This is a genomic window from Mesorhizobium sp. B1-1-8, assembly GCF_006442795.2.
Lineage (GTDB): Bacteria > Pseudomonadota > Alphaproteobacteria > Rhizobiales > Rhizobiaceae > Mesorhizobium.
In genome coordinates, this window is record NZ_CP083956.1 from 1,664,003 (window position 1) to 1,685,194 (window position 21,192).

Here is a 21,192-nt window from a genome sequence, read left to right on the forward strand (position 1 = left end):
TCGCCCGTATCAATCCACCTCGCGCAAGCGGTAGCCGACGCCGGTCTCGGTCGTGATGTAGCGCGGCTGGTCCGGCGTCTTCTCGATCTTCTGCCTGAGCTGGCGGACATAGACGCGCAGATATTGGACGTCGGTGGCGTCACCCCAGATCTGCTTCATCAGGAATCGGTGGGTCAGCACCTTGCCGGCGTGCTGCACCAGGATACGCAGGATGTCGTATTCCTTGGGCGACAGTTTTACCTCGTCGCCCTCGACCTTGACGATGCGTTTGACCAGGTCGACGGAGAGGTCGCCGGTCTGGAAGACAGGCTTCTCGCCCTGCTGCTGGAATTTATGGCGCAGCGCCACGCGGATGCGGGCGACAAGCTCGTTCATGCCGAAGGGTTTTGTCACGTAGTCATCGGCGCCGAGCTCGAGCGCCGCCACAATTCCGGCCTCGTCGGTGCGGCTCGAAAGGATGACGACGGGAATGTCGAGGCCGTCATTGCGCCACGTGCCGAGCAGCTCGAGGCCGGTCATGCCGGGCAGGCCGAGATCGAGCAGTATCAGGTCGGGCTTTTCGGTTTGCATCAGTTCGATCGCCGCCTTGGCATTGGGCGCTTCGGAAATCGCATAGCCCTGGCTGCCGAGGCTGACGCGCAGCAATTTGCGGATCGGCGGTTCGTCGTCGACGACCAGGATGGAGACGTTCTGATGGGTCATGCCGTCTGGTCCAGCCTGGCTTCGCTCATGTCCGGCAGTTCAGCCGGCACCGGCATCTTGATGGTGAAGACCGCGCCCGGCCGGTCGGTGCGGTTTGCCGCCGAGATCGTGCCGCCCATCGCCTCGATGAAGCCGCGGCTGATCGACAGGCCGAGCCCGGTGCCGGCGCGCACCTGGTCGCCTTTGCGCACGCGGTAGAAGGTGTCGAAGATTCGCTCCAGATCGTCAGGCGGAATGCCCGGTCCCTCGTCCATCACCTGCAGGATGACGGAGCCGTTGCCGACCCAGGCCTGCAGTCGGATCGCCGAGCCGGGCGCGGCATATTTCGCGGCGTTGTCGAGCAGATTGAACAGTGCCTGCTCGAACAGCACGGGATCAAGTCGCAGCATCGGCAGATCCGGCGGAATGTCGGTCTCGATTTTGTGCTCAACGGTGATCTTTTCAGCGCGATTGAGCGCCGAACCGACGATGTCGCCGACATAGTGGAAGGCGTAGTTCGGCTCCATCGCGCCGGATTCGATCTTGGTCATGTCGAGCAGATTGGCGATGAAGCGGTTCAGCCGCTCCGATTCGTTGAGCACGGTCGACAGCAGTTCCGCCCGGTCCTTCTCGGGCAGCGCGGGCGCGAATTCCCGCAGCGTGCCTGCCGCGCCCATGATCGCCGCAAGCGGCGTCTTCAGATCGTGCGAAATCGAGGTGAGCAGCGCCGAGCGGAGCCGGTCGGCTTCGGCCGCCAGCCTGGCGCGGTCGACGTCGGCGACGAGCTGGGCGCGCTCGATGGCGACCGCCGCCTGGTCGGCAAGCGCGTCAAGCAGCCGCTGCTGTTCGAGGGTGAGCAACGGTCCCTGCTTGTCGTTGTCGAGGCCGACGACGCCGATCGCGGTTCGCCCCGTCCGCAAAGGCAAATAGAGGCGTTTGGCACCGGGCAGCGTATCGGCGCCGCGGCCGGCGGGGCGATCATGCTCCCAGGCCCAGCGGGCCGCGGCTATGTCGGCCTCGGCCAGCGTGTCGTCCGGTGGATAACCGGCTTTGACGGTGATGGTGCCGTTTTCGGGCAGAAGCAGCACGACGCGCAGTTTCAGCATCGAAGCGATCTGGAAAGCGGTGGCCCAGAGCACGTCGTCGAGCGTGCCGGCGCCGGCGAGCTTCTTCGAGAAAGAATAGATGTCTTCGGTGGCGCGTGCGCGCGAACGGGCGGCGACAGCCTGGCGCTGGACGCGGGCGGTCAGGTTGCTGGCGATGATGGCGACGACAAGGAAGACGGCAAAGGCAACGATGCTTTCCGGATCCCTGATCGTCAGCGTGTAGCGCGGCTCTAGGAAGAAGAAGTTGAAGGCGAGCGCGCTCAGGAAACAGGCGTAGAGCGCCGGCCAGAGCCCGAACGTTACCGCCGATGTCAGCACGGCCAGCAGCAGGACGCTGGCGAGATTGCGGACATCGAGGAACTGATCGAGGATCGAGCTGACGGCCAGCGCGCCGGCGACATAGGCAGTGGAGAACAGATAGGGCCAGATCTGAAAGGGCTTCTGCTCGGCCGCGGCCTTCACCCTCGCGGCCGGCGTTTCCACGTCGCGCTCGGTTCCCGAAATGACGTGGACGCTGATGTCGCCGGCATTGCGGATCAGATCATAGGTGAGCGAGCCTTCGATCAGCTCGCGCCAGCGCGGGCGGGTCGGCCTGCCGACGACGATATGGGTGAAGTTGTTCGTCGTGGCATGGCGAACGATGTCCTGCGCGACGTTCTGGCCCGGGATGGTCGTCACCTCGGCGCCGAGCTGCTCGGCAAGGCGCAGGTTCGTCGCCAGCCGGTCCTTGTCCTGCTCCGACATGCCGGCCAGGCGAGGCGTGTCGATATGAAGCGCCGTCCAGGGAGCGCGCAGCCGGTCGGCAAGCCTGCGCGCGTAACGGATGCGGGCGGCTCCGCCGGGGCGCGGATCGACGCAGACGAGAACCCTTTCGCCGGCAGCCCATGGTCCGGGAATGGCGTGCGACTGCATGTGGTTGAGCAACTGCTCGTCGACGCGCTGGGCGGTGCGCCTCAGCGCCAGCTCGCGCAGCGCCGTCAGGTTGCCTGGCGAGAAATAGTTCTCGATCGCACGCTGCGCGGTCTGAGGGAAATAGACCTTGCCTTCATGCAACCGCTGGATCAGGTCGTTGGGAGTGAGGTCGATGACCTCGATATCGTCGGCCTGGTCGATGATGGAGTCGGGAACGGTCTCGCGCACCCTGACGCGGGTGATCTGCGCCACGACATCATTCAGGCTTTCGACATGCTGGATGTTGAGCGTGGTGTAGACGTCGATGCCTTGCGACAGGATTTCCTGCACATCGAGGTAGCGCTTGGGATGCCGGCTGCCGGTCACGTTGGTGTGGGCGAGCTCGTCGACCAGGACCAGCGCCGGGCGCCGCTTCAGGACGGCGTCGATATCCATCTCGTCGAGAGTGCGGCCTCTGTACTCGACCTTGAGGCGCGGGATCACCTCATAGCCGTCGACCAGCGCCTGGGTTTCCTTGCGGCCGTGCGTCTCGACGATGCCGATGACGACGTCGATGCCGTCGGCGCGCCGGGCGCGGCCCGCCATCAGCATCTCGTAGGTCTTGCCGACGCCGGGCGCCGCGCCGAGGAAGATGCGCAGACGGCCGCGACCCTCCCGCTCGGCATGCTCCAAAAGCGCGTCGGGAGAAGGTCTGGTTTCGTGGTTGGTCCTGTCGTCGGCCATCAAGTCCAATCATGAATTGCGCCGGAGATCGTGTCGATCCCCGGCGCGGTGCAGACTACTTCAGGTCGTCCAGCGCCAGGTTGAGGGCCAGCACATTGACCACCGGCTCGCCAAGGACGCCAAGTTCGCGACTTTCAACATGGCTGTCGACGAGTGCCTTAACCTTGGCTTCGTCGATGCCCCTGGCCTTGGCGACCCTCGGCACCTGGAAATAGGCGGCCTCCGGGCTGATGTCGGGGTCGAGGCCGCTGCCTGAGGTGGTGACGAGGTCCATCGGCACCGGCGCGTTCGGATTTTCCGTCTTCAGCTTCTCGGCATCGCCCTTGATGCGCTCGATCAGCTTGGGATTGGTCGGCCCGAGATTGGAGCCGCCCGAGGAGGTGGCGTTGTAGCCGTCGCCAGCGGCGGAGGGGCGGCCATGGAAATAGCGGTCGCTGGCAAAAGCCTGGCCGATCAGTTCGGAACCGATGACCTTGCCGTCCCTGGTGATCAGGCTGCCATTGGCCTGGTTGGGAAACAGCGCCTGGGCGATGCCGGTCATGCCGATCGGATAGATCAGGCCGGTCAGCACGGTGAAAAAGACGATCATTACGATCGCCGGGCGGAGTTGCTTGAGCATCGGAGTGGTCCTTATGCGAGGCCGAGGGCGGTGACGATCATGTCGATCACCTTGATGCCGACGAAAGGCGCGATGATGCCGCCGAGGCCGTAGACGAGAAGATTGCGGCTGAGCAGGGCGCCGGCGCCGATGGCGCGGTATTTCACGCCCTTCAGCGACAGCGGGATCAGCGCGATGATGATCAGCGCGTTGAAGATGATGGCCGACAGGATGGCGCTCTGCGGCGTCGCCAGATGCATGATGTTGAGCGCCTGCAGCGGGCCGGCGGACAGGCCGGGCACGACATAGAAGACGGCGAACATCGCCGGGATGATGGCGAAATATTTGGCGACATCGTTGGCGATCGAGAAGGTGGTCAGCGAACCGCGCGTCATCAAAAGCGCCTTGCCGATCTCGACGATCTCGATCAGCTTGGTCGGGTCGGAGTCCAGGTCGACCATGTTGCCGGCTTCGCGCGCGGCGACCGTGCCGGTGTTCATGGCGACGCCGACATCGGCCTGGGCGAGGGCCGGCGCATCATTGGTGCCGTCGCCGCACATGGCGACCAGCTTGCCCTTGGCCTGCTCCTCGCGGATCAGCGACAGCTTGTTCTCGGGCGTCGCCTGGGCGAGGAAGTCGTCGACGCCGGCTTCCGCCGCGATTGCCGCCGCCGTCAGCGGATTGTCGCCGGTGATCATCACGGTGCGGATGCCCATCTTGCGCAGCTCGGCGAAACGTTCGGCGATACCACCCTTGACGATGTCCTTGAGGTACACGACGCCAAGCAGGCGGCCGTCGCGCTCGACCGCCAGCGGCGTGCCGCCGGCTTTGCCGATCTCGTCGGCGATGGCCCGCAGGTCACGGATCGTCTCGCTGCTGGGCCGCGTGCCGTGGGCGGCGACGGTCGCCTGGTTGACATGAGCGAGCACCGCGTCGACCGCGCCCTTGCGCACGGATGAGCCGTCGATGTCGACGCCGCTCATGCGGGTTTGCGCGGTGAAGGGCACGAAATTGGCGTGCAAAGTCGCCATGTCGCGAGCGCGGATGGCGTATTTTTCCTTGGCCAGCACGACGATCGAACGGCCTTCCGGAGTTTCATCGGCCAGCGAGGCAAGCTGCGCGGCGTCGGCGAGCTCCTGCTCGGTGACGCCCTTGACCGGGCGGAACTCCGTCGCCTGGCGGTTGCCGAGCGTGATGGTGCCGGTTTTGTCGAGCAGCAGCGTGTCGACGTCGCCGGCGGCCTCGACGGCGCGGCCGGACATGGCCAGCACGTTGAAGCGCACCAGGCGGTCCATGCCAGCGATGCCGATGGCCGAGAGCAGCGCGCCGATCGTGGTCGGGATCAGCGTCACGAACAAAGCGACGAGGATCGTCACCGGGATGTAGCCGCCCGAATAGGCGGCGAAGCTCGGGATGGTCGCGGTCGCCAGCACGAAGATCAGCGTCATGCCGACCAGCAGGATGTTGAGCGCGATCTCGTTCGGCGTCTTCTGGCGCTCGGCGCCCTCGACCAGCGAAATCATGCGGTCGAGGAAGGTGTGGCCGGAGGCGGCGGAAATGCGCACGCGGATCCAGTCGGACAGCACCTGGGTGCCGCCGGTGACGGCAGAACGGTCGCCACCGGATTCGCGGATGACGGGGGCGGATTCGCCGGTGATCGCCGCTTCGTTCACGGAAGCCACGCCTTCGATCACTTCGCCGTCGGACGGGATGATGTCGCCGGCTTCGACCAGCACGACGTCGCCGACTTTCAGGCTGGTGCCGGGCACCAGCTTGAACTTGGTCCGGCCCTCGCCGTTGAGCAGCTTGGCCTGGGTCTCGGTGCGCGCCTTGCGCAGCGAATCGGCCTGCGCCTTGCCGCGGCCTTCGGCCACCGCTTCGGCGAAATTGGCGAACAGCACGGTGAACCACAGCCAGATGATGATCTGCAGGGTGAAGCCGAGATCGCCGCCGCCGGCGATCAGGTCGCGGAGGAAAAGAACGGTGGTGAGCAGCGAGACGACGGCGACGACGAACATCACCGGATTGCGGATCAACGTGCGCGGATCAAGCTTGCGGAAGGCGCCACCAACGGCAGGCGCCAGGATGCGGGCATCCAGAATGCTCGCGGATTTGGACTGGCTCATTTGGTGGCTCCGGTATCGGTGATGTTGGACGGCGCCGGGTGCTCGGTCTTCGGAAACAGGCGGGAAGGCCGGTGGCCAGCAGCCAGAGCACGAGCAGCACGGCTGCCATGCCGAGGAAGGTTGACAGGGTCGGGAAGGGACGAGGCTTCTCGTCCCTTCCGTCATCAGGTCTTCCGTCACCGGATTGGTGACGATCGCCTCGACGTATGTTGTTGAACCAGGGCATCTCAGAACGTCTGTCCATGGATCATCGCCAGGTGCTCGACGATCGGCCCGACGGCAAGCGCCGGGAAGAAGGTGAGACCGCCGACGATGACGATGACGCCGACCAGCAAGCCGACGAACAGCGTGCCGTCGGTAGGGAAGGTGCCGGTGGAAGCGGGCACCCTCTTCTTGGCGGTCAGCGAGCCGGCAATGGCGAGCGCCGGGATGATGACGAAGAAGCGGCCCATGAGCATGCCGATGCCCAGCGTGATGTTGTACCAGGGCGTGCTGCCGGTGAGGCCGCCGAAGGCCGAGCCGTTGTTCGCGGCCGCCGAGGTATAGGCATAGAGCACCTCGGAGAAGCCGTGCGGGCCGCCATTGGCCATCGAGGCCACGGCGCTCGGCAGCACCACGGCGATCGCCGTGAAGACCAGCATGGCGAGCGGCAGGCACAGGATTGCCAACATCGCCATCTTGATCTCCTTGGCTTCGATCTTCTTGCCGAGATATTCCGGCGTGCGGCCGACCATCAGGCCGGCGACGAAGACGGCGACGACGATGAACATCAGGATGCCGTAGAAGCCGGCGCCGACACCGCCGACGATGACCTCGCCGAGCTGCATATTGATGAGCGGGATCATGCCGCCAAGCGCGGTGAAACTATCATGCATGGCATTGACCGCGCCGCAGGAGGCCGCCGTGGTGATGACTGCGAACAGCGCCGACAAGGCAATGCCGAAGCGCGTCTCCTTGCCTTCCATGTTTCCGCCGTCGATGCCCAGCGCATGGACCAGCGGGTTGCCGGCAGCCTCGGCCCAGTAGCAGACGGCGACGCTGGCGACGAACAGCACGCCCATCGCGGCGAGGATCGCCCAGCCCTGGCACTCACTGCCGACCATGCGGCCGAAGACATTGGTGAGAGCTGCACCAAGCGCGAAGATCGTCACCATCTGGATCAGGTTCGAGATCGCGTCCGGATTCTCGAAAGGATGCGCAGCGTTGGCGTTGAAGAAGCCGCCGCCATTGGTGCCGAGCATCTTGATGGCGACCTGCGAGGCGACAGGGCCAAGCGCGATCGTCTGCCTGGTGCCTTCCAGCGTGGTGGCGTCGACATACGGCCCAAGCGTCTGCGGCATGCCCAGCCAGACATAGGCGAGCGTCAGCACGATGCAGAAGGGCAGGAGCATGTAGAGCGTGCAGCGGGTCATATCGACCCAGAAATTGCCGATCGATTTGGCGGAAGCGCGGGCGAAGCCGCGGATGAGCGCGATGGCGATAGCGATGCCGGTGGCGGCCGAGACGAAGTTCTGCACGGTGAGGCCGGCCATCTGCACGAGATAGGACATCGTGCTCTCGCCGCCGTAGTTCTGCCAGTTGGTGTTGGTGACGAAGCTGGCGGCGGTGTTGAAGGCGAGCCCTGGCTCGACCGTTGTCATACCGGCCGGATTGTAGGGCAGGCTGCCCTGCAGTCGCTGCATGAAATACAGCACCAGGAAACTGCCAAGGCTGAAAAACATGATGCCGGCCGCGTAGGTGGTCCAGTGCTGCTCTTCGCTCTCACTGGTTCCCGAAACGCGATAAAGACGCCGTTCGACGGGTCGAAGAACGGGCGACAGGAATGTGCGATCGCCGTTGAAGACACGATGCATATAGCCGCCGAGCGGCTTCACGAGCAAAACGACGATCCCGCAATAGACGAGGATCTGTATCCATCCGTTGATTGTCATGGCTTTGCGTGCCTTGCGCCAGTTGCGGTCAGAAGCGTTCTGGGCGAACGAGGGCGTATGTCAGGTAGACGAGCAGGAACAAGGTCACGCCGCCGCCGAGGATATATTCAAAAAGCATGGTTCGGCCCTCCCGCTAGATTCTGTCGCAAACTTTGATGTAGGCGAAGGAGAGTGCAAAAAACAAAACACCGATCCCGATTACAACAATGTCCATTGTGCTTTCCTTGCCTCGGCATGTGCTTGATTACCGCTGCCGCCCGGCCATAATTCCATGATGGCCACCGCCAGACCTTGTTCGATCACGGCGGCCGGAGCTGTTTTGCTCGTGGCGAATATGGACCCGATGGCCATAAAAGTTCGAGACGGGGCCGGGCGGAAAGAAATAAAATTCCTATAAAGATTTCCGGCAGCTAGAGCGATCGTGCGCCGGCAATCGATCGAGTTCAGCGGTTCGACGCGGCGCCCGAACGATCTCCGAATGCCTCTTGCGGCGACGCCGCGTTTCGAAACAATGGAAGAAGAAGACAAGGGAAGAACGGATGCTCGACATGGCACCATCGAAACAGGCGGCGGCATGGCTTGCCTCGCTAGCGCAGGCGCTTGAGAGGGACGACGTCGAGGCGGCGGCGAACCTGTTCGTCGAGGATTGCTACTGGCGCGACCTGCTGACCTTCACCTGGAACATCAGGACCATGGAAGGCCGGGACGCCATCGCCGACATGCTGAAAGCGACGCTGTCGGTCGCGAAGCCTTCACACTGGAGGCTTTCCGGGGAGGCGACCTCCGACGAACGCACAATCGAGGCGTGGTTCACGTTCGAGACAGCGGTGGCGCGGGGCGAGGGGGTTGTGCGGCTCAGGGACGGCCGCTGCCGCACGCTGTTCACGGCGATGAGCGAGCTCAAGGGGTTCGAGGAGCAAAAAGGCCCGGCGCGGCCACTCGGCATTCGTCATAAGGCCGATCCCGAGCGCGAGACCTGGGCGGAGGCAAGAGCGCGCGAGGCGCGCGACCTTGGCGTGCACCAGCAGCCTTACTGCCTGGTGATCGGCGGGGGGCAGGGCGGCATCATGCTGGGCGCGCGGTTGCGCCAGCTCGGCGTTCCGGCGCTCATCGTCGAGAAGAATGCGCGCGCCGGCGATTCCTGGCGCAACCGCTACCGCTCGCTCGTGCTGCACGATCCGGTCTGGTACGACCATCTGCCCTATATTCCGTTCCCGGAAAACTGGCCGGTATTCACGCCCAAGGACAAGATGGGCGACTGGCTGGAAATGTATGCCCGCGTGATGGAGCTCAACTACTGGGTCGCCACCAAATGCATCAGCGCCGTCTATGACGAGGCCGAACAGGTATGGACGGTCGTCGTCGACCGCGTCGGCCAGCGCATCGCGCTGAAGCCGAAACACATCGTCTTCGCCACCGGCGCCTACGGCCCGCCGCGCCAGATCGATCTGCCGGGCGCCGAGACCTTCAAGGGCGAGCTGCTGCATTCCAGCCAGTATTCCAGCGGCGACAAATTCCGCGGCAAGCTGGTCGCCGTGATCGGCGCCGCAAGCTCAGGCCATGACGTCAGCGTCGATCTCTGGGAGGGCGGCGCCAAGGTCACCATGATCCAGCGTTCGCCGACGACGGTGGTGAGGTCGGACACGCTGATGGAGGTCGGCTTCGAGATCTTTTCCGAGAAGGCGCTGGCGCGCGGCATCACCACCGACAAGGCGGACATGATCGTCGCCTCGACGCCGTTCGCGCTGGTGCCCAAGGGCCAGCGGGCGCTCTACGACATCATCCGCGAGCGCGATGCGGAGTTCTACAAGCAACTCAGCGACAGCGGCTTCGCCATCGATTTCGGCGAGGACGAGACCGGGCTTTTGATGAAGGCCTACCGCACCGGCTCCGGCTATTACATCGATGTCGGCGCCTGCGAATTGATCCTGAGCGGCGAGATCGCGGTGAAGAGCGGCGTCGGCATCAAGTCGCTGACGCCAACCGGCATCCTGTTCGAGGACGGCAGCGAGCTCGCGGTCGATGCGATCATTTCCTGCACCGGCTATCAGTCGATGAACGAGACAGTGGCGGCGATCGTCTCGCGCGAGGTCGCCGACAAGGTCGGCCCGTGCTGGGGCCTGGGCTCGGGCGTCAAGGGCGACCCGGGCCCTTGGCAGGGCGAATTGCGCAACATGTGGAAGCCGACGGCGCAGGACGCGCTGTGGTTCCACGGCGGCAATCTGGCGCTGTCGCGCTTCTATTCGAAGTTCGTGGCGCTGCAGCTCAAGGCGCGGCTGGAGGGCATTGCGACGCCGGTTTATGGGGAGCCGAGTAATTCGCGGCGGCGCTGATCTCCCCCCTTGAGGGGGAAGATGTCGCCGAAGGCGACAGAGGGGGTCGCCGCGCGTGGAGCGCCAGCCTTCAACTGCCGTAAGGAGGTCGCATCCCGTCGAACCGACCCCCTCTGGCCTGCCGGCCATCTCCCCCTCAAGGGGGGAGATCACTCACGCCCGAAATGCCTGGCCGCGACATCGACATGGGTATGATGTGCATGCGCCTCGAAGCGCTCGGTCTCGTTGTGGTCGAGCGCTTCGTTCGGCCACCACTTTCCGCCAAGGACGATGCCGTCCGAGGTCAGCCGCCGATCCGCAACCAGTGAAGCGCCCACCGCATCGACGAAGGTGAAGCGGCCGGGCTTCAGCCTGAGCACCGCGACATCCCCGGTGCCGCCGACCTTCAGCGCGCCGAGCTCGGGCCGGGCAATCGCCTGCGCGGGGTTAACCGTCGCCGCGCGCAGCACCTCGATCAGCGGCATGCCGAGCGCCAACAGCTTCGACATGCAGACGAGGATATCGAAGGCGGGGCCGTCGATGCAGTAGAGATGCACGTCGCTCGAGATGACATCCGGCGCCAACCCCTCGGCAAGCATGGCTTTCGCGACCTCGAAATCGAAAGAGCCCATGCCGTGGCCGATGTCGAAGACGACGCCGCGCTCGCGCGCCAGCCGCATGTCCGGCCGCACCGCGCCCGAAGCGAAGACCGGCGCGTTGGGAAACGGGCGGAAGCAGTGGGTGAGTATGTCGCCGCGGCGCAGGCGCGGCAGCACTTCCGAACGGCCGGGCGGCGGCTCGTCGATATGGGTCATCAGCGGCAGGCCGGCCTTGTCGGCGGCCTCCAGCGCCAGGTCGACCGGCGCGATGCCGCTGCTGCCGCCGGCATGCCGGCCGGCCCGCACCTTGACGCCGACGACGACATCGGCGTGCTCGCGCACCGCCGCCACGGTCTCGCGCGGCTCGCAGAGCCTGAGGTCGCTGCATTCGCCGACGGACACGGTTTTCGAAAAACCGAATATGCCGGCGAAGGAAATGTTGACATAGGCGAGGATGCGGACCTTCGAGCGCTCGATGACATGGCGGCGAAAGCCGAGGAAATTACCGGCGCCGGCGCTGCCGGCGTCGACGAAGGTGGTGGTGCCGCTCTTGGCGGCGAGCCGGTCGGCATCGACGCCGAGCGAGGTGCCGCCCCAATAGACGTGGCTGTGCAGGTCGATCAGGCCGGGCGTGACGATGCAGTCCCTGGCATCGACGACCTGCGTGGCGTGTTCGGCATCGATAGCCGCTTCGATCGCGGCGATGCGGCCGTCGGCAATGCCGATGTCACGCTGCGCATCGAGCCCGGAGGCGGTATCGATGAGGCGGCCGCCCTTGATCAGCAGATCGAATTGCATCGGCGCCTCCTTCCTTGCCTGTTTGTTTTCACGCAATTCCGGACGGAAAACCGCTGAGCGATTTTCCTGGAATTGCTCCTAAGCGTGTCGCGTGAAAAAGGATTCACGCGACATGCTTTAGGTCTTTGATTTGAAGCATGTCTTTGTCCCGAAACCGCTGCACACTTTCGGGAGACATGCTCCTGGCGATCAGACCGGCCGGTAGGCGACGGCCTCGATCTCGATCTTGATGTCGATCATCAGGCGCGACTCGACGGTGGTGCGCGCCGGCGGCTCCTTCGGAAAGTGCCTGGCATAGACCGTATTGAAGGTGCTGAAATCGCGCGCGTCTTCCAGCCAGACCGTAGTCTTGACGACATCGTCCAAACCGCAGCCTGCAAGCGCGAGTGCGGCCTTGACGTTCTGCAGCACCTGTTCGGCCTGCTCGGCAATGCCGCCCTTGACCACCAGCCCATCGCTGCCCACCGGCACCTGGCCGGAGATGTAGACGAAATCGCCGGCGCGGACGGCTGGCGAGAGCGGGACATGCGATGTTCCGAAACATTGCTTTGGCAAGAGAGCCTCCTTGCATTTTGATGGGTTGTCTTTGCAGCCGTCCAGGCTTGTCGCCGTGATCCTCATGGAGGTCTTGTTGGAAAGCAACATTTTTTCGAAATCCATGTTGCTTTATTACAAATGCCTGAGCATCTTGCGGTCCCGTTCAAGAGAGGGAGATCGAGAATGACCTTCGACAGGAATCCGTTTCCGGAAGGCGATGCCGATCGTCACGCGCTTTGGGAAATGCTGGTGCGGCGCGACATCGACGCCTTCATTGGCCAGGACTGGGCGATGGTCGAGGACGATTTCATTGCCGAGAGTTTTTTCGGCATGCATGCGCATTTCCTCGACAATGCCGATGCCTGGCGGCTGCAATTTCCGAGGCTGGAGGTCTATCGCGACGAATGGCTGCGCCAGGCCAGGGAGACGGCGGCAACGAAATTCGCCGAGCCGCTGCGCGAGGCGTTGTTCCGCGTTACCAATATGCGCGACATCGACGTCGACGGCGACCGCGCGGTGCTGCACAAGAAATTCGACGGTTCGGTCGCCAAGGCCGATGGCAGCGTCGACCGGCTCAAATGGCAGACGCTCTATTTCTGCCGCAAGGTCGGCGGCCGCTGGAAGATCGCAGGGTTCGTCGGCTATATGCCGCATCCGCTAGGCGGCTAGGCGGGGCTTATCGGACAGCCTGCGTTGGCAAAATCGCCCATTGTGGAGCTTAGCCGAAGCGCCAGTTGGCTCGTCATTCTAGGGCGAAGCAAGGAGCGAAGCGATGCGCGCAGACCCTAGAATCCATTCCGTGACGACTGTCGAAGAGCGGGATGGTTCCAGAATATCATCGCAACGGCGCAACCCCGAGTGAAGTTCTGAACCGCTGCGACGCTTCGAAGTCACGGAATGGATCCTCGGGTCTGCGCGCGTCGCTTCGCTCCTTGCTCCGCCCGTGGATGACGACGTTAGGGAGGCTTCAGCCGACGAGCTCGCTAGGAGAGGCGCGGCAGCCGTTCATCCGGCGAGCGGTGGTCGAACACCACGCCCATGGTCTTACCAATTGCCGCCATGACGATCAATTCGACCAGATGGTCGTCGCTGTCCTCGCAGGCCGGGTCGGAACGGCGGATCAGGTCGAGCATCGCGCGGGTCGAGACGGTGTCACCGGCGCGGAATTTCGAAATGGCAGACGAAACAAGATCTTGAGCCGTCAGATCGATGACGGGCACTTCCGCAACAACGTTCATCGGCTTCCTCCTGCCATGAACCCTCCTGCCAAGAATGATACTCCAACGGCCGGCCGGCGCCAGCAAAATGGTGGTCCGACCAGTTCGTTGGCGCGCGCTGCTGACAATGGCGCGTCGTGGTCGCGGTCGGCACGGCGCTGCAATGTGTGGGAACACCTGTCGGCCGGTCACGCCGCGCTCGACGCATGGCGCTTGGGTTGGTAAGCCCCTGCCCGCGCAGGAGACTTTTTTGAGTCGAGACATGACCGTTGCGATCGAGATGGGGCAGACGAGCGCCGGCGCGCCGGCGGCCCTCGACCTTGAGGAATTGCTGGCGACACGCCTGCTGGTGCAGGGCAATTCGGGCTCCGGCAAGTCGCATCTGTTGCGGCGGCTGCTCGAACAAAGTGCTGCCTGGGTGCAGCAGACGATCATCGACCCGGAAGGCGATTTCGTGTCGCTCGGCGAGCGCTACGGCCACTTGGTGATCGATGCCGAGGACCATACCGAGCGCGGCCTGCAGGCGGCCGGCGAGCGGGCGCGCATCCACCGCGTCTCGACGGTGCTCAACCTCGAGGGGCTCGACGCCGAGAACCAGATGCGGCGAGCCGCTGCTTTCCTCGGCGGCCTGTTCGATGTCGCACGCGACCACTGGTACCCGATGCTGGTGGTGGTGGACGAGGCGCAGCTGTTCGCGCCGGCCGTCGCCGGCGAGGTGTCGGACGAGGCGCGCAAGCTTTCGCTTGGCGCCATGACCAATCTGATGTGCCGCGGCCGCAAGCGCGGCCTTGCCGGCATCATCGCCACGCAGCGGCTGGCCAAGCTTGCCAAGAACGTCGCGGCCGAAGCCTCCAATTTCCTGATGGGGCGGACCTTCCTTGACATCGACATGGCGCGCGCCGCCGATCTTCTAGGCATGGAACGGCGGCAGGCGGAGGCGTTTCGCGACCTGGAGCGGGGGCATTTCATGGCGCTTGGGCCGGCGCTGTCGCGCCGTCCGCTGGGCCTGCGCATCGGCCCGACCGAGACCAGTCCGCGCAACGGCACGCCGCGATTGATGCCGCTGCCGGAAGCCGTATTGGAGGATGCGCGCGCGATCATCCTGGCGGCGCCGCCGGCCGAGGCCGCGCGGCCGCAGCGCCGGCCTTCGCCCGACCTGCTGGACCAGCTGATGGCGGCGAAATCGGCGGCGCGCGAGATCCGCCCCGAGCCGCTGGAGGCGCCGCCAAGCGCCGAGGATCTGGCGGAGCGGCGCGAGCGGGTGGACCGTGTCCTGCAAGCGCTGCTGGTGGAACCCGAGGCCGGCTTCCGCGCCGTCGGCGTGCTCTACCAGGAATTCGTCGTCCGCTGCCGCATCGAAGGCCTCGGCTTGGCCGTGCCTGACCTGGCCGAATTCCGCCGCATGCTGACCCACGCCCGCGCCGGGCTCGGCTCCGACATGGCCGACGGCGACGCCTGGCAGGATGTCTCGACGCGCGCTTCGCTGCTGCCCGACGACATGCAGGGCGTCTTCATGATGATCGCCCGCGCCGCCAAGGAGGGCTGGCCCTGCCCGAGCGATGCGGCGATTGCCCGCGCCTATGGCTCGCATTCGTTGCGCCGCGCGCGGCGGCTGCTCGACTACATCGAGGAGCAGGGCCTGATCGTCTGCCAGCTCGACGGCGCCGGCCGGCGCACGGTGACGCTGGTCGAACTCGCCTGGGCGACAGCGCCCGGCGATCCGAACTCCGCGGAGGCGGTCGATAAGGCCGGGTGAGGCGGACGAGGCTGCTCGGCCCTTCGGGCGATCAGCCGGCAAACGCAGATGCGCTGCGAAGCTCAGCAAATTCCCTGGAACCCTTTTGCTATCGGCCACGGAACCAAACGCGCCGAAACGCGTTGTTGGCCTCGGCTAATTGTAGCCATGGGAGGGGACTGTGGCGGTAGCTCGTTCATCCAGGGAACAACTCGATCCGCGACAGATTCTCAACGCTCTCAAAGCTTTCCGAAACGGCGATTTTTCCGTTCGCATCGACAATGCCTATGACGGATTGAGCGGCGAGATAGCCGACACGTTCAACCAGATCGTCGAGCTGAACGACCAGGTTACGCGCGAATTTGCGCGCCTGAGCCGCGTGGTCGGCAAGGACGGCCGTATCGGCGAACGCGGGCATGTACGAAACGCAAAGGGCAGCTGGGAATCGAGCGTCAGATCGGTCAACGACCTGATCGAGGACATGGTCCAGCCCACGGCGGAGGTTGCGCGCGTCATCGGCGCGGTGGCCAAGGGCGATCTGTCGCAAACCATGATGGTGGAGATCGACGGAAGGCCGCTGCGCGGAGAATTCCTGCGCATCGGCAAGATCGTCAACACCATGGTTGGCCAGCTCGCCTCCTTCACCTCGGAGGTGACGCGCGTGGCGCGCGAGGTCGGCACGGAAGGAAAGCTCGGTGGTCAGGCCAGGGTCAGGGGCGCTGCCGGCACCTGGAAGGATCTGACAGACAATGTCAACGCAATGGCCACCAACCTTACCAGCCAGGTGCGCAACATCGCCGAGGTGACGACAGCCGTCGCCTCCGGCGACCTGTCGAAAAAGATCACCGTCGACGTGAAGGGCGAGATCCTGGAGTTGAAGAACACCATCAACACGATGGTGGACCAGCTGAATTCCTTCGCCTCGGAGGTGACGCGCGTCGCCCGCGAAGTCGGCACCGAAGGCAAGCTCGGCGGCCAGGCGCGGGTCGAAGGCGTAGGCGGCACCTGGAAGGACCTGACCGACAGCGTGAACCTGATGGCCGCCAACCTCACTGGCCAGGTGCGCAACATCGCCGACGTGACGACGGCCGTGGCGCTCGGCGACCTGTCGAAGAAGATCACCGTCGACGTCAAGGGCGAAATCCTGGAGCTGAAGTCGACCATCAACACCATGGTCGACCAGCTGAACTCGTTTGCCGGCGAGGTGACGCGCGTGGCGCGCGAGGTCGGCACCGAAGGCAAACTCGGCGGCCAGGCCCAGGTGCGCGGTGTCGCCGGCACCTGGAAGGACCTGACCGACAACGTCAATTCGATGGCCGCGAACCTGACAGGGCAAGTGCGCAACATCGCAGAAGTGACGACGGCGGTGGCGCTGGGCGATTTGTCGAAGAAGATCACCGTCGACGTGAAGGGCGAGATCCTGGAGTTGAAGAACACCATCAACACCATGGTGGACCAGCTGAATTCCTTCGCCTCGGAAGTGACGCGCGTGGCGCGTGAGGTCGGCACCGAAGGCAAGCTCGGCGGCCAGGCCCAGGTTCGCGGCGTCGGCGGCACCTGGAAGGACCTGACCGACAACGTCAACCTGATGGCGGCGAACCTGACCGGCCAGGTGCGCAACATCGCCGAGGTCACGACAGCCGTCGCAAGGGGCGACCTGTCGAAGAAGATCACCGTCGACGTGAAGGGCGAAATCCTGGAACTGAAGAACACCGTCAACACGATGGTGGACCAGCTCAATTCCTTCGCCTCGGAAGTCACCCGCGTTGCCCGTGAAGTGGGCTCCGAGGGCAAGCTTGGCGGCCAGGCGCATGTCGAAGGCGTCGGCGGCACCTGGAAGGACCTGACCGACAACGTCAACGCCATGGCCGGCAACCTGACCGTGCAGCTGCGCGACGTCTCCAAGGTGGCGACCGCGATCGCGACCGGCGATTTGACCCAGAAGATCACTGTCGACGCGCTGGGCGAGATCCTGCAGATCAAGGATGTCATCAACACGATGGTCGACCAGCTGAACTCCTTCGCTTCCGAGGTGACGCGCGTCGCCCGCGAAGTGGGTTCGGACGGTAAGCTCGGCGGCCAGGCGCAGGTGCGCGGCGTCGCCGGAACCTGGAAGGACCTGACCGATAACGTCAACGCCATGGCTGCCAACCTGACGGGCCAGGTGCGCAATATCGCGGAAGTGACGACCGCGGTTGCGCTCGGCGATCTGTCGAAGAAAATCACGGTTGACGTGCGCGGCGAAATTCTCGAGCTCAAGGACACCATCAATACGATGGTGGACCAGCTTAATTCCTTCGCCTCGGAGGTGACGCGCGTGGCGCGCGAGGTCGGCACCGAGGGCAAGCTCGGCGGCCAGGCGCAGGTGCGTGGCGTTGCCGGCACCTGGAAGGATCTGACCGACAACGTCAACTCGATGGCCGAGAATCTGACCGGCCAGGTGCGCAACATCGCCGAGGTTACCACCGCCGTGGCGCGCGGGGACCTGTCGAAGAAGATCACAGTCGACGTCAAGGGCGAGATCCTCGAGCTGAAGTCGACCATCAACACGATGGTCGACCAGCTGAACTCGTTTGCCGGCGAAGTGACGCGCGTGGCGCGCGAGGTCGGCACCGAAGGCAAGCTCGGCGGCCAGGCACGGGTGGAAGGCGTAGCCGGCACGTGGAAGGACCTGACCGACAACGTCAATCTCATGGCGACCAACCTGACCAACCAAGTGCGCGGCATCGCCGACGTCGTCACCGCCGTCGCCCAGGGCAATCTGAAGCGCAAGCTCGCGGTTGACGCCAAGGGCGAAATCGCCTTGCTGGCGGACACCATCAACGGCATGATCGAAACGCTCGCGACCTTCGCCGACCAGGTGACCAACGTCGCTCGCGAGGTCGGTATCGAAGGCAAGCTCGGCGGTCAGGCCCGGGTGCCCGGCGCCGCCGGCCTGTGGCGCGACCTGACCGACAACGTCAACCAGCTCGCCGCGAACCTCACCACTCAGGTCCGCGCCATTGCGGAGGTATCGACCGCGGTGACCAAGGGCGACCTCACGCGCTCCATCAGCGTGCAGGCCTCCGGCGAGGTCGCGGCGCTGAAGGACAACATCAACGAGATGATCCGCAATCTCAAGGATCAGACGCTGAAGAACGCCGAGCAGGACTGGCTGAAGACGAACCTGGCGCGCTTCTCGCGCATGCTGCAGGGCGAGCGCGATCTCGCCACCGTTTCGCGCATGATCATCTCGGAACTCGCTCCGCTGGTGAATGCGCAATACGGCCTGTTCTACGTCACCAATCGCGACGAGGAGGAATCCTACCTGGAGCTCGCGGCCTCCTATGCCGCCGAAAGCAAGGCCACGATCCGCCAGCGTATGGATTTCAGGGAAGGCCTGCTCGGCCAGAGCGCGGCCGACAAGCGAGCCATCATGCTCGACGACGTTCCCTCAAGTTTCCTGCGCATCACCTCGGGGTTAGGCGAAGCGCCGCCGGCCAGCGTGATCGTGCTGCCGGCATTGTTCGAGGAGGAGGTCAAGGCCGTCATCGAGCTCGCCTCGTTCAGCCGGTTCAGCGACACCCATCGCTCGTTCCTCGATCAGCTGATGGAATCGGTCGGCATCGTGCTCAACACCATCGCCGCCACGATGCGTACGGAAGGGCTGCTGAAACAGTCGCAGCTGCTGACGTCCGAGTTGCAGTCGCGCCAGACGGAACTCACCAAGAAGCAGGAAGAGCTCCACGCCACCAACGAGGAGCTGCAGGAAAAGGCGCAGTTGCTCGAGAACGAGAAAAAGCAGGTGGAGAACAAGAACCTCGAGATCGAGATGGCCAGGCGGGCTCTCGAGGAAAAGGCCGAACAGCTCGCGCTGACGTCAAAATACAAGTCCGAATTCCTGGCCAATATGAGCCACGAACTGAGGACGCCGCTCAACTCGCTGCTGATCCTGTCCAATCTTCTGGCGACCAATCAGCAGGGCAACCTCAACGACAAGCAGATTGAGTTCGCGCGCACGATCAACTCGGCCGGCACCGACCTGCTCAGCCTGATCAACGACATTCTGGACCTGTCGAAGATCGAGTCCGGCACGGTGTCGATCGAGATCAATGACATGCCGCTTGCGCATCTGCGCCAGCACATGGAGCGGACCTTCCGGCAGCTCGCCGCGGACAAGGGGCTGGGCTTCACCATAAAAATCGATTCGGCCCTGCCGGAAACGATCCGCACCGACGAAAAGCGGCTGCAGCAGATCGTGCTCAACCTGCTGTCGAACGCTTTCAAGTTCACTTCCGATGGCGAGGTCGTGCTCAGCATCCATGCCGACAGGACGGGCCGCGGCAACGGCGCCGCGGCCGCCCGGCCGCGCGCGCTGGCGATCGCCGTCACGGACACCGGCATCGGCATCCCCGAGGACAAGCAAAAGCTCATCTTCGAGGCGTTCCAACAGGCCGACGGCACGACCAGCCGCAAATATGGCGGCACCGGGCTCGGTCTTTCGATCAGTCGCGAAATCGCCCGCCTGCTCGGCGGCGAGCTACGCGTCGAAAGCGAACCCGGAAGGGGGTCAACCTTCACGCTTGTGATTCCTTTCGATGGGCCGCGCAGCAACAGCCTGTCGCCGCAGATCGAGCTGTCGCCGGCCACGGAGGCGATCGCGGCCGCCATCCAGCCCGGCAGCACCGCCGGCACGCCCGAACTTGCCGACGACCGCGACACGATCAATCCGACCGACCGGGTCGTGCTCATCGTCGAGGACGATCCGACCTTCGGGGGATTGCTGCTCGGTCTTGCCAGGTCGGCGGGCCTGAAGGGCGTTCTTTCGACGGCGGGATCGGGCACGCTGGGGCTCACCCGCAAGCTCATGCCGGATGCGATCACGCTCGATCTCGGCCTGTCGGACATAGATGGCTGGGTGCTGTTCGACCTGCTCAAGCACGATCAGAAGACAAAGAACATTCCGATCCATGTCATCTCCGGAGCTGAGGACATCGACATACTCACCCGCAGGGGCGCCGCCAGCGTTTCGAGCAAGCCGGTCTCGGCGGGTGAGTTGACACGCGTTTTCGAGGACATCCAGTCGAGCAGCCTGAGGATACAGCGCAAGGTGCTGGTCGCCGACCCCGACTCCGAGCGGCGCCTGGCGATGGTCGAAGCCATCCGCGACGGCATCACCTCGGTTACCGCCATCGGCCGCGTTGCCGCCAACGCCGACGAGGTTGGCATCGCCACCTATGACGCCATTGTCTTCGGCTTCGGCCGCTCGGCCAAGGACAACGCGCAGATGCTCGACGAAATCATATCTCAATTCGGGGAATCGCTGCAGCGCCTGCTGTTCTTCACGCCGCACCCCGACGCGTTCCTGCAGCAGGCCGCGCTGCACCCTGGGCTTGCCGACGTCCCGCGGGCCGACAATTTCGCCCAGCTTGCGCTGCTCATTTCAGCGGCACTGCCTAGTGAGCCGCACAATGATGAAATCATTGCCGCGGGCCAGTTCGACAACGCCGGGCTCGCCGGCGCGAAGGTTCTGATCGTCGACGACGATATCCGCAACATCTATTCGCTGACCAGTGTGCTGGAGACCTACGATATTCGCGTGCAGCATGCGGAGCGGGGGCGGGACGGCATCGCCTTGCTCGAGGAAACGCCGGACGTGGATGTGGCGCTGATCGATATCATGATGCCGGAAATGGACGGCTACGAGACCATGCGCAGGATTCGCGCCACGCCGGAGATCGCCCATATTCCGCTTATCTCGGTTACGGCCAAGGCGATGAAAGGCGACCGCCAAAAATGCCTCGACGCCGGCGCGTCCGATTATATCGCCAAGCCGGTCGACCTCGACCTTTTGCTCGCCTTGTTGCGCGTCTGGGTCGGCCGTTCGCGATCGCGAGCCGAAAGCTCGGCGCAGAATTTGATGACCGCAACCTGACGC

The 21,192-nt window shown here is 64.4% G+C and carries 14 protein-coding genes; 4 read left to right on the forward strand and 10 right to left on the reverse strand.

Annotation, left to right across the window (positions count from 1 at the left end; genetic code table 11):
- Positions 1-9: 9 nt before the first annotated feature.
- From FJ974_RS08230 to FJ974_RS08260, 7 genes are all read right to left on the reverse strand, one after another.
- A complete protein-coding gene (locus FJ974_RS08230) occupies positions 10-702 on the reverse strand; it encodes a response regulator transcription factor (protein ID WP_140539052.1) in 693 nt (230 codons plus the stop codon).
- The gene (locus FJ974_RS08235) at positions 699-3,422 is read right to left on the reverse strand and encodes a sensor histidine kinase (RefSeq protein ID WP_140539053.1); all 2,724 of its coding nucleotides are present in this window, start codon (positions 3,420-3,422) and stop codon (positions 699-701) included. Before FJ974_RS08235 ends, FJ974_RS08230 begins: the two co-directional genes overlap by 4 nt.
- A gap of 55 nt (positions 3,423-3,477) precedes the next feature.
- Entirely contained in the window at positions 3,478-4,041 is a 564-nt protein-coding gene (kdpC, locus tag FJ974_RS08240; protein WP_140539054.1) for a potassium-transporting ATPase subunit KdpC, read from the reverse strand.
- An 11-nt stretch (positions 4,042-4,052) separates the two neighbouring features.
- Positions 4,053-6,146: a potassium-transporting ATPase subunit KdpB gene (gene kdpB, locus FJ974_RS08245; RefSeq protein ID WP_140539055.1), complete on the reverse strand. Its 2,094-nt coding sequence runs from the start codon at positions 6,144-6,146 to the stop codon at positions 4,053-4,055.
- Between the two features lie 227 nt (positions 6,147-6,373).
- Positions 6,374-8,077 carry a potassium-transporting ATPase subunit KdpA gene (gene kdpA / locus FJ974_RS08250; protein ID WP_140539056.1) on the reverse strand — a complete coding sequence of 568 codons (1,704 nt, stop codon included), beginning with the start codon at positions 8,075-8,077 and terminating at the stop codon, positions 6,374-6,376.
- Positions 8,078-8,105: 28 nt separating this feature from the next.
- Positions 8,106-8,195: a K(+)-transporting ATPase subunit F gene (kdpF, locus tag FJ974_RS08255; RefSeq protein ID WP_140539057.1), complete on the reverse strand. Its 90-nt coding sequence runs from the start codon at positions 8,193-8,195 to the stop codon at positions 8,106-8,108.
- A gap of 80 nt (positions 8,196-8,275) precedes the next feature.
- Positions 8,276-8,653 carry a hypothetical protein gene (locus FJ974_RS08260; protein WP_140539058.1) on the reverse strand — a complete coding sequence of 126 codons (378 nt, stop codon included), beginning with the start codon at positions 8,651-8,653 and terminating at the stop codon, positions 8,276-8,278.
- Here FJ974_RS08260 and FJ974_RS08265 point away from each other — a divergent pair.
- Positions 8,617-10,410, forward strand: coding sequence for an NAD(P)/FAD-dependent oxidoreductase (locus FJ974_RS08265; RefSeq protein WP_140539059.1), 1,794 nt, complete (start codon positions 8,617-8,619; stop codon positions 10,408-10,410). The genes FJ974_RS08260 and FJ974_RS08265 overlap by 37 nt on opposite strands.
- 149 nt (positions 10,411-10,559) lie before the next feature.
- Here FJ974_RS08265 and FJ974_RS08270 read toward each other — a convergent pair whose 3' ends face one another.
- Together FJ974_RS08270 and FJ974_RS08275 are read right to left on the reverse strand one after the other, a co-directional pair.
- Positions 10,560-11,786, reverse strand: a complete 1,227-nt coding sequence (locus tag FJ974_RS08270) for an amidohydrolase/deacetylase family metallohydrolase (RefSeq protein ID WP_140539060.1) — start codon at positions 11,784-11,786, stop codon at positions 10,560-10,562.
- 189 nt (positions 11,787-11,975) lie between these two features.
- Positions 11,976-12,341: a RidA family protein gene (locus FJ974_RS08275; protein ID WP_140539061.1), complete on the reverse strand. Its 366-nt coding sequence runs from the start codon at positions 12,339-12,341 to the stop codon at positions 11,976-11,978.
- A gap of 165 nt (positions 12,342-12,506) precedes the next feature.
- Here FJ974_RS08275 and FJ974_RS08280 point away from each other — a divergent pair, with 165 nt between their 5' ends.
- On the forward strand, positions 12,507-12,992 hold the full coding sequence (locus FJ974_RS08280; RefSeq protein ID WP_140539062.1) for a hypothetical protein: 486 nt from the start codon (positions 12,507-12,509) through the stop codon (positions 12,990-12,992).
- A 314-nt stretch (positions 12,993-13,306) separates the two neighbouring features.
- On the opposite strand, the gene FJ974_RS08285 is transcribed toward FJ974_RS08280, so the two are convergent.
- Complete coding sequence (locus FJ974_RS08285; RefSeq protein WP_140539063.1) at positions 13,307-13,561, reverse strand: hypothetical protein; 255 nt, start codon at positions 13,559-13,561, stop codon at positions 13,307-13,309.
- Between the two features lie 241 nt (positions 13,562-13,802).
- Here FJ974_RS08285 and FJ974_RS08290 point away from each other — a divergent pair, with 241 nt between their 5' ends.
- Together FJ974_RS08290 and FJ974_RS08295 are read left to right on the forward strand one after the other, a co-directional pair.
- The gene (locus tag FJ974_RS08290) at positions 13,803-15,296 is read left to right on the forward strand and encodes an ATP-binding protein (RefSeq protein ID WP_140539064.1); all 1,494 of its coding nucleotides are present in this window, start codon (positions 13,803-13,805) and stop codon (positions 15,294-15,296) included.
- Between the two features lie 160 nt (positions 15,297-15,456).
- Positions 15,457-21,189: a HAMP domain-containing protein gene (locus FJ974_RS08295; protein WP_140539065.1), complete on the forward strand. Its 5,733-nt coding sequence runs from the start codon at positions 15,457-15,459 to the stop codon at positions 21,187-21,189.
- Positions 21,190-21,192: the final 3 nt, after the last annotated feature.

What these genes read in the sequence shown, in the direction of transcription:
- FJ974_RS08230 (WP_140539052.1), bottom strand. Translation starts at nt 702, where the DNA reads ATGACCCATCAGAACGTCTCCATCCTGGTCGTCGACGACGAACCGCCG.
- FJ974_RS08235 (WP_140539053.1), bottom strand. Translation starts at nt 3,422, where the DNA reads ATGGCCGACGACAGGACCAACCACGAAACCAGACCTTCTCCCGACGCG.
- kdpC (WP_140539054.1), bottom strand. Translation starts at nt 4,041, where the DNA reads ATGCTCAAGCAACTCCGCCCGGCGATCGTAATGATCGTCTTTTTCACC.
- kdpB (WP_140539055.1), bottom strand. Translation starts at nt 6,146, where the DNA reads ATGAGCCAGTCCAAATCCGCGAGCATTCTGGATGCCCGCATCCTGGCG.
- kdpA (WP_140539056.1), bottom strand. Translation starts at nt 8,077, where the DNA reads ATGACAATCAACGGATGGATACAGATCCTCGTCTATTGCGGGATCGTC.
- kdpF (WP_140539057.1), bottom strand. Translation starts at nt 8,195, where the DNA reads ATGCTTTTTGAATATATCCTCGGCGGCGGCGTGACCTTGTTCCTGCTC.
- FJ974_RS08265 (WP_140539059.1), top strand. Translation starts at nt 8,617, where the DNA reads ATGCTCGACATGGCACCATCGAAACAGGCGGCGGCATGGCTTGCCTCG.
- FJ974_RS08260 (WP_140539058.1), bottom strand. Translation starts at nt 8,653, where the DNA reads ATGCCGCCGCCTGTTTCGATGGTGCCATGTCGAGCATCCGTTCTTCCC.
- FJ974_RS08270 (WP_140539060.1), bottom strand. Translation starts at nt 11,786, where the DNA reads ATGCAATTCGATCTGCTGATCAAGGGCGGCCGCCTCATCGATACCGCC.
- FJ974_RS08280 (WP_140539062.1), top strand. Translation starts at nt 12,507, where the DNA reads ATGACCTTCGACAGGAATCCGTTTCCGGAAGGCGATGCCGATCGTCAC.
- FJ974_RS08285 (WP_140539063.1), bottom strand. Translation starts at nt 13,561, where the DNA reads ATGAACGTTGTTGCGGAAGTGCCCGTCATCGATCTGACGGCTCAAGAT.
- FJ974_RS08290 (WP_140539064.1), top strand. Translation starts at nt 13,803, where the DNA reads ATGACCGTTGCGATCGAGATGGGGCAGACGAGCGCCGGCGCGCCGGCG.